The sequence below is a fragment of the Terriglobia bacterium genome, from assembly GCA_020072645.1.
Lineage (GTDB): Bacteria > Acidobacteriota > Terriglobia > Terriglobales > Acidobacteriaceae > Angelobacter.
The window spans coordinates 76,035-90,876 of sequence record JAIQGK010000010.1; the positions used below are offsets into that span (position 1 = coordinate 76,035).

The following is a 14,842-nucleotide window of genomic DNA, read 5'->3' on the forward strand; positions in this document are numbered from 1 at the left end:
GGGATTATGACTCCTCTGCAGGAGCAGATGATGCCTGCATAGATTAATAGCTTACCGCAGCGATTGCGAGTTTCTGCCGCTGTTGAAGATCCAAAGCGAACGGTCTATCTTTTCCGGCATGCAAATTAAAGGAAAAATAGTGGTAGTGACCGGCGGGGCCAACGGAATCGGGCGGGCGCTCTGCCTCAGGTTTGCGAAAGAAGGCGCTCGATTTGTTGCTGTGTCTGACGTAGATGAAGCAAACGGCAAAGCAGTGGCGAATGAGATAGAGAAAGGCCATGCGGGATTTTTCCCCTGCGATGTATCGCAGGAAGCACAGGTAAAAAATCTGGTTGAGTCGGTGACCATTGCGGCCGGACAGGTGGATATCTTCTGCTCAAATGCGGGAATTGCCGTTAGCGGCGGACCGGAAGCCTCAGACCGCGACTGGAAGCGTAGCTGGGACATTAATACAATGGCCCACGTTTACGCCGCTCGCGCAGTGTTGCCGCAGATGCTCGCGCGCAAAGAGGGTTATCTGCTGCAGACCGTCTCCGCTGCGGGATTGCTGACCTCCCTGGGTTCCGCGCCTTACGCGGTCACCAAGCATGCTGCGCTGGGCTTTGCCGAGTGGCTGGCGATTACCTATGGTGAACAGGGAATTCGCGTTTCCGCGCTCTGCCCGCAAGGTGTGCTCACGAACATGCTCAAGGCGGACCATCCAGGCACAAAAATGCTGCAAGCCGGAGCGATTGAGCCTGAGCAGGTGGCGGACGACGTTGTAAAAGCCATGGCTGAAGAAAAATTCATGATCCTGCCTCATCCAGAAGCGGGTAAATTTTTTCAGAACAAGGCCAACGATTATCAGCGGTGGATCAGAGGCATGCAGAAGTTGCAGAGGAATTTGATCGTCTAAGAAGAACATTCACCGCAACGGACGCAAAGAGCGCAAGGTAAAGAATTTCGGCGCAGGCTCTTGCTCCTTTGCGGACTTTGCGTCCTTCGCGGCTAAGGTTTTGTTTGCTGCAGGATTTACTTCTGGCACTTCGGACAATAATGCGTTCCCCTGCCGCCGACCACGATCTTCTTAATCGGAGTCTTGCAGGTCAGGCATGGCTTGCCTTCGCGGCCATAGGCGCGGTGCTGGATTTGGAAGTAACCGGCTTCGCCGTCGGCGTCAACGTAATCTGAAATCGATGACCCTCCGGCGGCAATGGCAAGGCGCAAAACTTTTTGCAGAGCTGCGTGCAGCTTGCGCAGCTCGGATTTCGTAAGCGTATTGGCCCGGCGGCGCGGACGGACATGAGCGCGGAACAAAGCTTCATCGGCATAGATGTTCCCCACACCATGCAGCAGCTTTTGATTGAGCAGCGCAGCTTTTACAGGCGCTTTGCTGGCATGGAAAAGTCGTGCGAATTCTTCTGCGCTGATGCTCAGCGGCTCAGCGCCGGGGCCGGTGAAACCTGTCTGGCGGACTTCAAGACGGCCAAAGCGCCGTGGATCGACGAACCGCAGCTCACGCCCGGAAGCAAGCTTGGCTATGAGATGAGTATGCTTTGGAGTCTCCGTTTGTGGAGTTGCCACCAGCATTTGGCCGGTCATTCCCAGGTGGACAATCCATTGCTGGCCGCCAGCAGCTTTTCCCGAGGCCAGATCGAAGACGATATGTTTGCCCACGCGCCGCACCCTCTCTACCTGTGCTCCTTCCAGAGCCCCGGAAATTTCAGCGGCCGACGACTTGAGAGGCTCAGGCTTGCTGCCCAACCAGACTGAATCAATGCGGTCCCCCGCGACGCGCTTGTTCAACCCGTTGGCAATGGTTTCGACTTCTGGCAGTTCAGGCATCGTTTTCCCTGGATCACCCTATTGATGAGAGATCCTTCGTCTGCGGCTCAGGATTTCGCCTGCAGGCTCACGCCTGCAAAGCGGCTCAACCTCTGGTAGTTCAGGCATCTCAATAAATCATCTCATGGATTGCGGCAGGCAATTCACTTGCGGGTGACAACTTGAATTCAGGTTGATTGAAGCCCGGCCAAGAGCCGTTACAATGGAATCGCCACGGGAGGCATTTGAAATTCTTCGACAAAAAAACTGCCCAGGCTTTATTGACCATCCTGGTCTTTGCCCTGGTACTCATGTTTTTGTACGTGGCGTGGCGTGCGCTGATCACGTTTTTGTTTGCAATTTTCTTCGCTTACATACTCGAAGCTCCCGTTTCAAAGCTGCAAACTTGGCTTAGAGGATCGCGTCCGGCGTCCATTGCGGTGGTGTACCTGCTGTTTGCTGGCTTGATGATCTTGACTTTGTCCCTTCTTGGCCCGCCAGTCATGGACGAGGCGACCAAACTGGTTCAACAAGCCCCGGAGCTGGAAAAGAAACTCAGTTCAGGCGATCTGTTGAAACAGTTGGGCGCCAGGCATGGCTGGAATGGCGCCATCATGGAGGGGATCAACCACTATCTCGACAACCACAGAGGTGAGCTGATCGGTGCGACGCAAAACTTCGTGTTGCGCGCCGCCAAGAACCTTCAAAGTATGTGGTGGCTTTTCCTGGTTCCGATTCTGGCAATTTTCTTTCTTAAGGATGGGCACCAGCTAAGCCAGAACATCATCAATTCGGTGGAAGACACTCGCAACCGGCGCATGCTGGCGGAAACGGTGCGGGAGATGGATTCCATGCTGGGACATTTCATCCGCGCCCAATTGACGCTGGCCGGACTTGCCATGCTGGTGGTGACCTTTGTGCTTTGGATCATGCGTGTACCGTATGCTTTCGCCCTCGGTCCGGCTGCCGGCGCCCTGGAATTTATTCCCGTGGTCGGTCCTGCCATTGGCGGGTTAATGGTCCTGGGAGTCGCATTGCTCTCGGGCTACAACCACTTCTGGTGGTTATTTATCTTCCTGCTCGTCTGGAGATGCATCCAGGATTACGTCACGTCGCCCAGGATTATGGGGGAATCGCTGGAACTGCATCCCCTGGCGGTACTGTTCGGCGTCTTTGCCGGTGGGGAAGTGGCAGGGGTTATCGGCGTATTTTTATCCATCCCGGTGCTGGCCACGCTGAGAATCTTATGGCATACATGGCTACTTTATCGTAGGACCGGGCAGAAACAGACGACCTGACCAGAATGGCATTCAATCGAGATTGGCAACTAATAATTCGTGAACTGTCGAGTTGCCGGCTGCATCTCAATTGACTTATGCAGCAGGATTCTGCCCGCCGAAGCGCTGAAGAGATACTGGAACAAGTCATCGAAAATGCCCGGGACGAACTCTCCCGCTCTACTGTTGGCCTGTTGTTTTCAGGGTTGGCCGGGGGGCTGAGCATGGGCTTGACCGGCTTGGCCGTAGCGCTGGCCCTGAGCTATCTTGGCAAAGGGCCGATCCAGGAATTTCTCTCGTTCTTCTTTTATCCCATCGGATTCATTGTTGTGGTGATTGGAAGGGCACAACTGTTTACCGAAAACACGCTTTTCCCCGTCGTGCTGGTACTGGATGAGCGCAAGCACTTCCTGAACACGCTGCGGCTCTGGGCGGCTGTTTTCATTTCCAATGTTGCCGGAGCAGTTTTCTTTGGCTGGCTGGTAATGAAGACAGGAGCGCTCTCGCCGAACTTTGCTGACGCCCTGGCGGACCTGGGTTTGCAGGCTGCCAACGGACATTTTACGTTTATTTTTGCCAAGGGAATCATTGGCGGCTGGTTGATTGCCCTGGTGGCATGGATGGTCAGCGCCAGCCATTGGACCATCGGACAAATCGCGGTCACCTGGATGCTCACATTTATCGTTGGCGCGGGACATTTTTCGCATTGTATTGCCAGCAGCGCGGAGATTATTGCCGCCATCATGTCCGGGCATCTTCACTTCAGCAGCTATTTTCAATGGCTGCTCCCGGCTACTCTGGGCAATATTGTGGGAGGCGTCTCAATTGTGAGCCTCTTAAATTTCGGACAGGTACGAGGCGGCAAGATGCCCTCAAAATCCTAAGCTGGGGGATGTTCCCGAGCCTTGCCTCTTCTTTGCATCCGCGCGGCTGGCTGTATAATCGAGCGTTCGCTTACTCTCTTTTTTGAGGCTTTCCGCAATGGCAATATCTGGAATCGCGGCAATACCCGCGTTGAAAGAAGTTTATACGCAGCTCAAAACGCGCATGGACAAAGCGGTGGAAGATTTCCGCGCCAACCTGGCTGCGGCGCGTACCGGCCGCGCGACTGTGAACATGCTCGGTCCGGTCCGCGTACCTTATTACGGATCTGAGATGCCGCTGAACCAGGTGGCCACAGTGCATTCGCCTGAATCGCAGTTGCTCACAGTCCAGCCATACGATCCGGGGATCATTGCCGATATTGAGAAGGCCATTCGCTCGGCAGGACTGGGGCTGAATCCGCAGAATGACGGCAAGCTGATCCGTATTCCGGTGCCGCCGCTGACGGAAGAGCGCCGCAAGGACATGGTGAAGCATCTGCACAAAATTCTGGAAGACCATCGCACCGCCATACGCAATGTGAGACGCGATGGCAATGAAGCCATCAAAAAAGCAATGAAAGACAAAAAAATCTCTGAAGATGAAGAGAAGAAAGCGCTGGATGAAGTACAAAAGCTGACCGATGCCGAGATCAAGAAGATGGAAGAAATGGGCGCGGCCAAAGAAAAAGAATTGATGACGGTCTAGAATTTGGTACGAGACGAAGCAAAAGGCCCGGTATTCGAGCCTTTTTCATTTTGTGAACTCCAGCCTGTGATTAATGCGGCAGTTTTTTCCAATCATCCAGGATCACCGGTTTGCCATCGCGAACCACAGTGGTATAGATCTGGTCAAAACCCTTGTGGCGCGTAGGGCTGTATTTCAACGTTAGTTTTGGCCCCAATCCCATATCCTTGTTCTGGATGGATTCCAGTGCAGTGATCAATTTCTCCCGAGTCAGGTCTTTGCCGGCGCGCTTCAGGCCTTCTACCAGCACCATGGCGTCCACAAAGCCTTCCAGGCTCACAAAGCTGGGCTGTTCATTGGGGTAATAAGTTCTCAAAGCATCACGATAAAGAGCAACAGTGGGAAAATCAGTACGCGTGTAAGGCGGCACAACCTGGGTGATGACCGTGCCCTCCGCATCTTTGCCGGCTTCAGTGATAAATTTTTCGGTTCCGACAAAAGAGACAGTAAGGAAGATTGGATGCCATCCAGTTGCGTGCGCTTTCTTGATAATTTCCGCTACAGGCCCGTACGGGCCGACGATCAAAACGGCTCCGGGGTTCATGGGGCGGACTGAGTCCAATCCTTTTTCGACGTCGAGCGTGTTGCGCGGGAAGGTGCCCGTCCCAACCGGCGCGGCATTATGCTTCTTCAAGGCAAGTTGCAAGCCGCTGAGCACGGCCTGGCCGAACGCGTCGTCCTGATAAATCACGCCGATCTTATGAATGCCTAGGACGTTCCAGAGATTGTCAACCTGCTCGCGCGTCTCATCGTAATAAGAAGCGCGGACATTCATTACGTAGTGCTTCAAAGGCGTGTAGAGCATTTCTGCGCCGGTGAAGAGCCCGACTACAGGAACCTTGTTCGCTTCAGCCAGGGGAACGTACTTAGCGGCCGTCGGCGTCCCGACAAAAAATCCTGCACTGAAAACACCTTCTTTTTGCAGGCGTCTGAAGCAGTTTTCCGCATTAGCAGGCTCGTAGCCATCGTCGAAGGCAAGCAACTGGATCTTGCGGCCAAACACGCCGCCATTAGCATTCACATTCTTGAGATAGGCCGTGGCGCCGACAATCGTTTGCCTGCCAAGGAACTGGGCAGGACCATCCAAAGCCGAGCAGGAGCCAATCAATATCTGATTATCACTGATGCCGGGAATTTTTTGTGCCTGAGCAGTCGATGCCAAAGCCATCAATGCAAGCAGAATGATGAACTTGCGTGAAAATATGTTCATACAGCACCTTCTTCTGCGTAACGTGGCGGTGATAGTTGCGGCAACAGCCGCGCACCGCAATGCGAACAATAAAGATGTTGACAACTCGTGTTACAGCCAACCGCTGGAGGTTAATGCCTATAGTACCTCTGTTCTAGCGGTTTGAAGCGGCTTATACGGGCGCCTCCACTTGACTGCACAGATTCAGGCTTTGCAGGCCGTTTTCGTCTTAATTGCAGCATGGCTTGGCTGGGCTGGCTTTGCCGCAACTTATTTCGCTGGTTTAGGCGCTGGGTTTGACTTTCCTGACGACGCGATTGTCGTTGACATTGATCTGGGCAAACTAACATAATTTTTGGTCTGCCTGAACTGATGGGGAACACAATCGTCCCAAATTGGGAAAGGATGTGCTTCTTTACATCGCATGGCAGTTGGTGCCAGAATGTCCGCCGCCGACCTTTCTGCGCGTGGCATCATGCCCAGCATGGAACCTACTCACGAAGAGCCTCAGCCCCGGCAGTCTTTGCTGGTTCGCATAGTCATTGCATTGCCGAATTGGGGGTTGCGCGTCCTGCTGTGGTTCTTATCCCGGATCATCTATCGAGTGAAGGTGCTGGGCAAGGAGAATATTCCGGGCAAAGGCGGGGCGCTGCTGGTCTCCAATCACATGTCTTTTGTGGATGTGGTATTGATTAGCGCGGCGGCCAATCGTCCCATACGTTTTCTGATATTCAGCGATGTTTACAACATCCCCTTCATTAAACCGTTTGCACTGCTCATGCGCGCCATTCCCATTCCCACGGAGTTGCGCCCCCGGGACATCGTCCGCGCTTTTCGCGAAGCTAGTGATGCCATTCGGGCAGGTGAATTAGTGTGTGTGTTTGCCGAGGGCCACATCACCCGCACCGGTTCCATGCTGCCGTTCCGCAAAGGTATGGAGCGGATCATTCGCGGCCTGGATGCGCCCATCGTTCCTGTGAACCTACACGGCGTGTGGGGAAGCATCTTTAGTTATGAGCGTGAGCGGTTCTTATGGAAAGCGCCGCGCCGCATGCCGTATTGCGTGACCGTGAGCTTTGGTGGATGGCTTCCTTCGACTGCGAACGCCGCGGAAGTCCGGCGGGCGGTCCAAGCGCTGCAAGCCGCGGCATTTGATGCAGACCGCGTGCCTCGCCACACGCTTGACCGCGCTCTGGTGCGCACGGCGCGGCGCTATCCCTTCCGCTTCTGCATGGGCGATGCACGCTTTCCTGAAGTGAGCTTTGCCAGCATGCTGCTAAAACTCATTTTCGTCGCACGAAGGCTGCGGTCGCAGTGGAAAGACCAGGAGATGGTAGGCGTGCTGATGCCTCCCTCCGTAGGCGGGGCGCTGGTGAATTTCGCCGCTGTGTTGCTCGGCAAAGTTCCCGTGAACCTAAACTACACCGCCAGCACTGAGACTCTGGAATCCTGCGCGCAACAATGCGGCCTGAAGACGGTAGTTACGTCAAAGCTCTTTCTGGAAAAGCTTGCCGCCATGAACAAGATTGAGGTACCCGGGCAGTCGATATATCTGGAAGATGTGCTGGTCAAGCCTAAATCAAGCGAAAAGATTCTTGCGCTGCTTATCGCCATCTTTCTGCCTTATACCCTGATAAAGCGGGCCGTGGGCGCACAGAAGCGCACCACCAATGATCTGGCGACCATTATTTTTTCCAGCGGCAGCACCGGCGATCCCAAAGGCGTGATGCTCACGCACCATAACGTGCTGGCCAATATCCGGCAAATGACGCAGGTATTTTCTTTTACCAGCGAAGACAAATTGATGGGCGTGCTGCCGTTCTTCCATGCGTTTGGCTTTACGGTGACTTTGTGGCTTACCGGAACTTATGGCGTTGGCGTGGTGTTCCATCCCAGCCCGCTGGACTCGCAGATTATCGGCGAGTTGACTCGGAAGTACCGTGTGACGTTTCTGATTACCACTCCGACTTTTTTGCAGGCGTACACGCGCCGCGTTCCCAGAGAGGATTTTGCCAGCCTGCGATGCGTGCTGGTGGGCGCGGAAAAACTTCCAGAACGGGTGGCCCGCGCGTTTGAAGACCAGTTCGGAGTCCGTCCTCTGGAAGGTTACGGCTGCACGGAGTGCGCGCCTGTTGTGGCTGTGAACATTTTTGATTATCGCGCTCCCGGCATCGTGCAGCTCGGTGCGCGCCAGGGCACTATTGGACATCCCTTGCCGGGCATGAGCGTTCGCATTGTCGATCCGGAGACCGGACAGCCGTTGCCACCGGACACTCCGGGAATGCTTTTGGTGCGCGGGCCCAACGTGATGCAGGGATATCTGGGGCGTCCGGAAGAAACGCGCCAGATTTTACAGGACGGTTGGTACACCACGGGTGACATTGCCGCCGTGGCGGACGATGGCTTTTTAACGATCACAGATCGCCTGAGCCGCTTCAGCAAAATTGGCGGTGAAATGGTCCCGCACGTAAGGGTCGAAGAAAAATTACATGAGCTGGCGGAAACGTCAGAGCAGGTTTTTGTAGTCTCGGCCGCTCCTGACGAAAAAAAGGGAGAGCGGCTGGTGGTGCTCCACACTCTCAGCAACGAACAACTTGCACCTGTACTGGCGAAACTTACCAGCGCCGATCTTCCGCCGCTGTGGAAGCCGCGCAAAGACCAGTTCTTCCACGTGGACGCTCTGCCCATCCTGGGCACGGGCAAAATGGACCTGCGGGCGTTGAAAGCGCAGGCTAGTTCGATGGCGGCGGCGACTGTTTAATTCCTGGTCGGATCAAAAAAGCATTGTAGTGTGATATCTGCTTCCGCAAGAGGCGCTTCAACAGATTAGGAGTTCAAATCCATGAGACGGAGTAATTTTGCTTTGCGCCTACAGCCTTCACTGTTGGAAGAAGCCCGAAAGGCGGCAGAATCGGAAGGTGTGGCACTGAATCAGCTAATTAACGTCGAGGTCGCGGAAAAGATCTCTGCTTTGCGTACGCAGGAATATTTTGTTGAGCGTGCGCGGCGGTCAAATCGAAAAGACACGCTTCGTATTCTGGATCGAGCGGGCAAGGGCAGTCCTCCCGTCGCGGGGAGATGAACTTCCCGCAGCAAAAGGCCGGCCTGCCCAGGGACGAAAGCCTGCTCGAAAAGCGGTCTCCGAAAGTTCTGCCATCGGGAAGCAGTGCGAGAAAAGGCGGCGATCCTAAGTTCTACCTTCGAGAAGCTGCCCAGCTCTGCAATGCGGAACTGGCGCGGAAAGAGATTGAAATTAATCATCGCACCGCATCCCACGAATCGGCGGGCTCAATGGCCGACTCAATGTCGCCAGTGATCTTTACGATGCCCTCCAGCCGCCCTAAAAATTCGCGGGGAGCCTCTTCCGCCCGAACCAGCTTGGCGACAGGACGGCCGCCCTTGGTGGTCAACACAGCTTCTTTGGTCTTCTGAGCCCAATCCAGTATGGCCTAACACCATGCCCGGAATTCTTTTAGAGATATTTTCCGCATCACTACATTTTGGCACATTGCAATTCACCACCGAAGAGTTACTTTGGAGCGAATGTCGAGACATTCTATCCATGATCGTCTCGCTTCTTGCCCTTATAATGTCCCTATGAAGAAGGTGGTCCACGCCGTTTGCTCGCACGATTGCCCTGACGCCTGCGGCATCTTGATTACCGTGGAAGATGGCCGGGCCACGCGCGTCCAAGGCGATCCGGCGCATCCGGTAACGCGCGGCTTTCTTTGCGCGAAAGTTACCAAATATCTTGATCGCGTTTACTCACCTGATCGAGTGATGCACCCCATGCGCCGCACGGCCCCTAAAGGACACGGCAAAGGCGATGCAAGCGACTTCACGCGAATTTCATGGGATGAAGCGCTGGAGGAAATCAGCTCGCGCTTCAAGAAGATTTCCGCTGAGTTCGGCCCCGAAGCGATCCTTCCATATTCATATGCCGGAAACATGGGTGTGCTGAGCTATTCCGGAATGGCGCACAGGTTCTTCCATCGGCTGGGGGCTTCGCAACTGGACCGCACGATCTGCGCTTCTGCCGGCGGAGCAGGCATGGCAACGGTCACAGGACGCAATGTGGGGACAGAGCCGCAACAGTTTCGCGATTCCAAATACATTATTGCCTGGGGCGCGAACATTCACGCCACCAACGTGCATCTGTGGCCGTTTATTGCGGAAGCGCGGCGCAATGGCGCCAAGTTGGTAGTGATCGATCCTTACAAGACTCGCACGGCGAAGAGCGCTGACTGGTATCTGCCGATCAATCCGGGTACGGATGTTGCTCTGGCGCTGGCGATGATGCACGTGATTATCAACGAAGACCTATACGACAAAGATTACGTCAGCAAATACACGCTAGGTTTTGAGCAACTGCGGCAACGCGCGCAGGAGTATCCGCCGGAGAAGGCGGCCGCATGGACCGGAATCAGCGCGGACGACATTCGCAAGCTGGCGCGCGAGTATGCCACGGTGCGCCCCGCGGTGATCCGCGTGAACTACGGCGTGCAGCGATCGCAAAATGGCGGTTCCGCGATACGCGCTATTGCCATGCTGCCTTGCATTACCGGCTCGTGGGCTGAAGTTGGAGGGGGAATTCAGCTTTCCACCAGCGGAGCTTTTTATCTGAACATGCAGGCGCTGGATCGCCCTGACCTGATGCAGAAAAGCCCGCTGGGACGCGCGGCGCGCGTGGTCAACATGTCTGAGCTTGGCAAGGCGCTGAATACGTTGAGTGATCCGCCGGTGAAGGCCATCTTTGTTTACAACTCAAATCCGGCAGTCGTAGCGCCGAACCACAATGATGTCATCCGCGGTTTTATGCGCCCAGATTTGTTCACGGTCGTCCATGAGCAGTTCTTCACTGATACAACGACGTATGCCGATATCGTACTGCCCGCGACGACATTCCTTGAGCATAAAGACCTGAACAAAGCTTACGGTCACACATATCTTCAAATATCGAACCAGGCAATTGCGCCGCTGGGCGAGAGCAGATCAAACACTGACGTGTTCCGTGAGCTGGCGCAAAAGATGGGCTTTACCGACGATTGTTTCCAGCAAAGCACGGATGGGATGATTGACGCTACGCTCACCAGAGCTGAGAACCAGCAGCTTCCAAAAGGCTGGGAGCGCTGGATGGAAGGCATGACTCGCGAGCGGCTGGAAAAAGCAGGCCACGTGCGGCTGAACCTGGGCGACGGACCATTTTTGCCGTTTGCCAAAGGCGGGTTTGCCACGCCCAGCGGCAAGGCAGAGCTTTACAGTGAAAGCCTTGCGGCAAAGGGAATGGATCCTGTGGTTTCATTCGCTCCGGCTCAAGAATCCCGCCTATCGGAAGGCGCAAAGAAATTTCCGCTGGAACTGCTGGCGCGCAAAGCCGATAACTTTCTCAACAGTTCGTTCACCAACATTCCGTCCCTGCAGAAGATGGAGCAGCCGGAGTTGTTGGAGATCAGCACTGCGGACGCCCATCGCCGGAACATCCATGAAGGCGATTGGGTACGGGTGTTCAATGGGCGCGGCGAAGTCAGGCTGCGTGCCCACGTGAATGGCGCGGTACAGGCTGGCGTGGTGGCGGCGCGGCTGAATGCTGCGCGTTTCGCGCCGGACGGCAACAGCATCAACGTCCTCACCTCAGAGACGCTTACCGATATCGGCGGTGGTGCGACGTTTTATTCCTGCCTGGTGGAGGTTGAAGCCAGTACCGAACCGCGACGCAAAATGAATGCCGCGGCAAAATCCTGAGCAGGGCCACGTCGGCAGGCGTTTCGCAGAGAGTCTTACAATCCCGCTGGAAGCTTCCACTAAAAATGTGTGCAAGATTGGGAATCTGGCGCGTTCCAAACACCGGGGAGTAGTCCGCCCAAAAAGCCGGACAGCCCATTTTCAACAAAAGTTATGATTTCCGCCCTGCGATGGTTCATCAAAGCGCGGGAATTATTTAAGCAGGCGGGCAATTCCGAAAAGACAAAAATGAGAAGAATGCGCTGGTTTGAGAGATTTTAGGGTGAGGGATATGTCCAAGTGGCACTTCGGCGGTAACTCCCGTATAATCTGGCTTTTCCCACCTTGCTCAGAGGGTAGTCATATAGCTCCGTCGTTAATTCAGGAAACCAGTTCCAAGCATGTCGCGCGGATCGGTCCCTTAGGGCTGATTCTGTGCCTGTTGCTTTTGGGATTGGTTCCCAAGGTCTTTGCCGCGCCGCAGACCGGCCAGCTCATTCAGGACATTGAGATCACCGGTAACCGCCGTATTCCAACTGAAACCGTCAAATCGCGCATTTATACCCGTGCGGGCGATGTTTATGACGAGGCGGCGCTGCAACGCGATCTGAGATCGGTCTGGAACAGCGGCTATTTTGAAGATGTCCGCATGGAGCGTGAGCAGTCCGCCAAGGGTTGGATCATCCATATTTATGTGCGGGAAAAGCCGACGATCCGGACCATCGAGTATCACGGCCTGAATTCGGTTTCGCAAAGCGACGTTCTGGAGCGCTATAAGAAAGTCAAAGTCCCGCTGACCGTGGACAGTCCATACGATCCCACCAAGGTGATCAAGGCCAAGGTGGTGTTGCAGCAATTGCTGGCCGAACATGGCCGCCAGTTTGCCACCATCAACATACAGGTACAGCAGGTTCCTCCGGCGTCAGTTTCCGTGACGTTTAACGTGAAGGAAGGGCCAAAGATCAAGGTCGGCAAAATCACGTTTGTGGGCAATAAACACGTGAAGAGCCGCACGCTCCGCGCGGCCATGAAGAATCTCAAGCCGGTCGGCGTTCCCCGATCCATCTTCCTGGAAAACATTTTTGCCCGGACCTTTGACGCTTCAAAACTGGAAGAGGACGCGGAGCGCGTCCGCGAAGCGTTGCAGACATATGGTTACTTCCAGGCCGTAGTGGACGATCCCAAGATAAAGTTGCGCGACACTTCATCAAAGTTTCATCTTCCGCTAATACAAAAAGGTCAGGGCAAGGTAATGGACATTACCGTGCCAATCGAGGAAGGCGATAAGTACAGGCTCAAGGCAATCAATTTTACAAACAACAAAGCCATCCTCAACAAGCAGCTGCTGCGGAGCGTTTTCCCCATCAAGGATGGAGAAACCTTCAACAAGCAGCTGATCGGCAAGGGCCTGGACAACTTGCGCAAGGCTTACGGCGAGCTGGGGTATATCGACTTTACGCCAGTGCCGACGACTGAAATTGACGATCAAAAGAAGATGATCACCCTGAACATTGAGATGGAAGAGGGCAAGCCGTATTTTGTCCGCCGGATCGAGTTCCAGGGGAACACCACAACGCGCGATCGCGTTATCCGCCGTGAATTACTGGTGCAGGAAGGGCAGGTATTTAACAGCCGTCTGTGGGACATCAGCGTGCTTCGCCTGAACCAGTTGAATTATTTCGACGCGCTTAAACCGGAAGACGATACCGAACGCAAGCTCGACCAGAAGAATGGCACAGTCGATCTGACAGTAAAGGTCAAAGAGAAGGGTAAGAACAGCATTGGCCTTACGGGCGGTGTGAGCGGACTGGAAGGTTCGTTCATCGGGTTGAATTATGAGACCAATAACTTTCTTGGCCTGGGCGAAACACTGCAGGTACAGGCCAACGTTGGCAGCCTTTCCCGCGTGCTGCTGTTTGGGTTCACCGAACCTTATATGTTTGACCGGCCGCTGACGCTCGGATTCACGGTGTACAGCCGCAGGTTTGATTTCAACCAGGCCCGTCAGGCATCCATCAATGCCGGACAGAATTTGAACCTTCCGCAGTCGGTGCTGAACCAGCTATTGAACTACAACCAGTCCAGCACGGGATTCACCGCATCATCGAGCTATCTGCTGGGACATTCTTTCAAGCGCGTGGGACTGACCTACACGCTGGACAATACGACGATTAACACATTCAGCGATGCGTCGCGCAATCTGTTCCAGACGCTGAATTTCCGGAACATCTCTGGTCCAGACGCGCTGAAGGGCATTGTTACAAGTTCTTTAACGCCCTCGTTTGGTTTCAGCACCATTGATAGTCCCATCCGTCCGCATCGTGGGAAGAGCCTGTTTATTTCCAGTGAAGTTGCCGGTCTGGGCGGTAACGTAAAGTTCTACCGGCCGCTCATCGCTTTCACGCAGTGGAAGCCGTTGTACCATCAGAACACTTTGGGCGTGCGCATCCAGGGCAGCTTTATCAATGGCTTTGCCGGGTCTGAAGCGCCGCCTTACCAGCGCTTCTATATGGGCGGAGAAAACGACTTGCGCGGCTTTGACGTGCGCACGGTTTCTCCTTATGTATTCGTCAGCACGGTACAGAATTTCCAGCTCACCAACCCTGACGGCAGCCCGGTGCCAATCGATCCGACGAACCCGCGGCGTGGGAACGTAACCGTGCCGCTGCCGGTGAATAACATCACGCTGCCCGGCGGCGATACACAGTTTGTGGCAAACGCCGAGTACAGAGTGCACGTTGTGGGACCGGTTACGCTGGCGCCCTTTGCCGATTTCGGCATGGACTTTGTCACTCTTCCGTCACAGCTGAAAGTCAGCTCAGATTCGCTGACGCTGCTGAACAGCACTGTTTTTGGCTGCCCCGCGATCGTTAATTTCCAGTGCTCCGGAGGTCAACCCTTTCCATTCAGTGGAGACCTGAAGCCGGTTGACGGCACCAACTACGTGCCGCGCATGTCCACGGGGCTGGAGCTGCAGGTGCTGCTGCCGATCGTGCAACAGCCGTTCCGAATTTACTATGCGTACAATCCGCTTACGCTGAATACCATTGTCCATTCTCCCAGTCCTATTTCGCGGAGCATGTTCCCGGTGGGTTCGGTGGGCGATTTTAGTTTTCAATCCGCGATCTCCGCGCTGGCCCCAGATTTTCGCCTGCAGGAGCCGCGTAAGACGTTTAGATTCACCATCAGCACCACTTTCTAAAGGAAGTGTTTGTTTGACGCTGGCGGAGGCCACAACCTATAA

General features: G+C 54.7%; 12 protein-coding genes. 9 read left to right on the plus strand and 3 right to left on the minus strand.

What is annotated here, in order from left to right; translation table 11 throughout:
* Positions 1-118 precede the first annotated feature (118 nt).
* Positions 119-895, plus strand: coding sequence for an SDR family oxidoreductase (locus LAO76_14945; protein ID MBZ5492224.1), 777 nt, complete (start codon positions 119-121; stop codon positions 893-895).
* Positions 896-1,011: 116 nt separating this feature from the next.
* Here LAO76_14945 and mutM read toward each other — a convergent pair whose 3' ends face one another.
* On the minus strand, positions 1,012-1,824 hold the full coding sequence (gene mutM, locus LAO76_14950; protein ID MBZ5492225.1) for a bifunctional DNA-formamidopyrimidine glycosylase/DNA-(apurinic or apyrimidinic site) lyase: 813 nt from the start codon (positions 1,822-1,824) through the stop codon (positions 1,012-1,014).
* Between the two features lie 224 nt (positions 1,825-2,048).
* Here mutM and LAO76_14955 point away from each other — a divergent pair, with 224 nt between their 5' ends.
* The 3 genes from LAO76_14955 (at position 2,049) to frr (ending at position 4,649) form a co-directional block, all read left to right on the plus strand.
* Positions 2,049-3,101 (plus strand): AI-2E family transporter, encoded by a 1,053-nt coding sequence (locus LAO76_14955; GenBank protein MBZ5492226.1) that lies wholly within the window; start codon positions 2,049-2,051, stop codon positions 3,099-3,101.
* Between the two features lie 77 nt (positions 3,102-3,178).
* Positions 3,179-3,964, plus strand: a complete 786-nt coding sequence (locus LAO76_14960; GenBank protein ID MBZ5492227.1) for a formate/nitrite transporter family protein — start codon at positions 3,179-3,181, stop codon at positions 3,962-3,964.
* A gap of 97 nt (positions 3,965-4,061) precedes the next feature.
* Complete coding sequence (gene frr / locus LAO76_14965; protein MBZ5492228.1) at positions 4,062-4,649, plus strand: ribosome recycling factor; 588 nt, start codon at positions 4,062-4,064, stop codon at positions 4,647-4,649.
* Between the two features lie 70 nt (positions 4,650-4,719).
* Here the strand turns inward: frr and LAO76_14970 are convergent, their stop codons facing one another.
* Complete coding sequence (locus LAO76_14970) at positions 4,720-5,898, minus strand: ABC transporter substrate-binding protein (GenBank protein MBZ5492229.1); 1,179 nt, start codon at positions 5,896-5,898, stop codon at positions 4,720-4,722.
* A 169-nt stretch (positions 5,899-6,067) separates the two neighbouring features.
* Between LAO76_14970 and LAO76_14975 the strand changes: the two genes are divergently transcribed.
* From LAO76_14975 to LAO76_14985, 3 genes are all read left to right on the plus strand, one after another.
* Positions 6,068-6,229, plus strand: a complete 162-nt coding sequence (locus LAO76_14975; GenBank protein MBZ5492230.1) for a hypothetical protein — start codon at positions 6,068-6,070, stop codon at positions 6,227-6,229.
* A gap of 90 nt (positions 6,230-6,319) precedes the next feature.
* A complete protein-coding gene (locus tag LAO76_14980; protein MBZ5492231.1) occupies positions 6,320-8,638 on the plus strand; it encodes an AMP-binding protein in 2,319 nt (772 codons plus the stop codon).
* Between the two features lie 81 nt (positions 8,639-8,719).
* Complete coding sequence (locus LAO76_14985) at positions 8,720-8,959, plus strand: type II toxin-antitoxin system HicB family antitoxin (protein MBZ5492232.1); 240 nt, start codon at positions 8,720-8,722, stop codon at positions 8,957-8,959.
* A gap of 175 nt (positions 8,960-9,134) precedes the next feature.
* Here the strand turns inward: LAO76_14985 and LAO76_14990 are convergent, their stop codons facing one another.
* Positions 9,135-9,287, minus strand: coding sequence for a hypothetical protein (locus LAO76_14990; GenBank protein ID MBZ5492233.1), 153 nt, complete (start codon positions 9,285-9,287; stop codon positions 9,135-9,137).
* A gap of 187 nt (positions 9,288-9,474) precedes the next feature.
* On the opposite strand from LAO76_14990, the gene LAO76_14995 reads away from it, so the two are divergent.
* Positions 9,475-11,619 carry a molybdopterin-dependent oxidoreductase gene (locus LAO76_14995; protein ID MBZ5492234.1) on the plus strand — a complete coding sequence of 715 codons (2,145 nt, stop codon included), beginning with the start codon at positions 9,475-9,477 and terminating at the stop codon, positions 11,617-11,619.
* A 271-nt stretch (positions 11,620-11,890) separates the two neighbouring features.
* A complete protein-coding gene (gene bamA, locus LAO76_15000) occupies positions 11,891-14,800 on the plus strand; it encodes an outer membrane protein assembly factor BamA (GenBank protein MBZ5492235.1) in 2,910 nt (969 codons plus the stop codon).
* Positions 14,801-14,842 lie beyond the last annotated feature (42 nt).

Bases quoted from the DNA above. Each gene is read 5' to 3' on its own strand.
- LAO76_14945 (MBZ5492224.1), top strand. From the start codon at position 119: ATGCAAATTAAAGGAAAAATAGTGGTAGTGACCGGCGGGGCCAACGGA.
- mutM (MBZ5492225.1), bottom strand. From the start codon at position 1,824: ATGCCTGAACTGCCAGAAGTCGAAACCATTGCCAACGGGTTGAACAAG.
- LAO76_14960 (MBZ5492227.1), top strand. From the start codon at position 3,179: ATGCAGCAGGATTCTGCCCGCCGAAGCGCTGAAGAGATACTGGAACAA.
- frr (MBZ5492228.1), top strand. From the start codon at position 4,062: ATGGCAATATCTGGAATCGCGGCAATACCCGCGTTGAAAGAAGTTTAT.
- LAO76_14970 (MBZ5492229.1), bottom strand. From the start codon at position 5,898: ATGAACATATTTTCACGCAAGTTCATCATTCTGCTTGCATTGATGGCT.
- LAO76_14980 (MBZ5492231.1), top strand. From the start codon at position 6,320: ATGTCCGCCGCCGACCTTTCTGCGCGTGGCATCATGCCCAGCATGGAA.
- LAO76_14985 (MBZ5492232.1), top strand. From the start codon at position 8,720: ATGAGACGGAGTAATTTTGCTTTGCGCCTACAGCCTTCACTGTTGGAA.
- LAO76_14995 (MBZ5492234.1), top strand. From the start codon at position 9,475: ATGAAGAAGGTGGTCCACGCCGTTTGCTCGCACGATTGCCCTGACGCC.
- bamA (MBZ5492235.1), top strand. From the start codon at position 11,891: ATGTCCAAGTGGCACTTCGGCGGTAACTCCCGTATAATCTGGCTTTTC.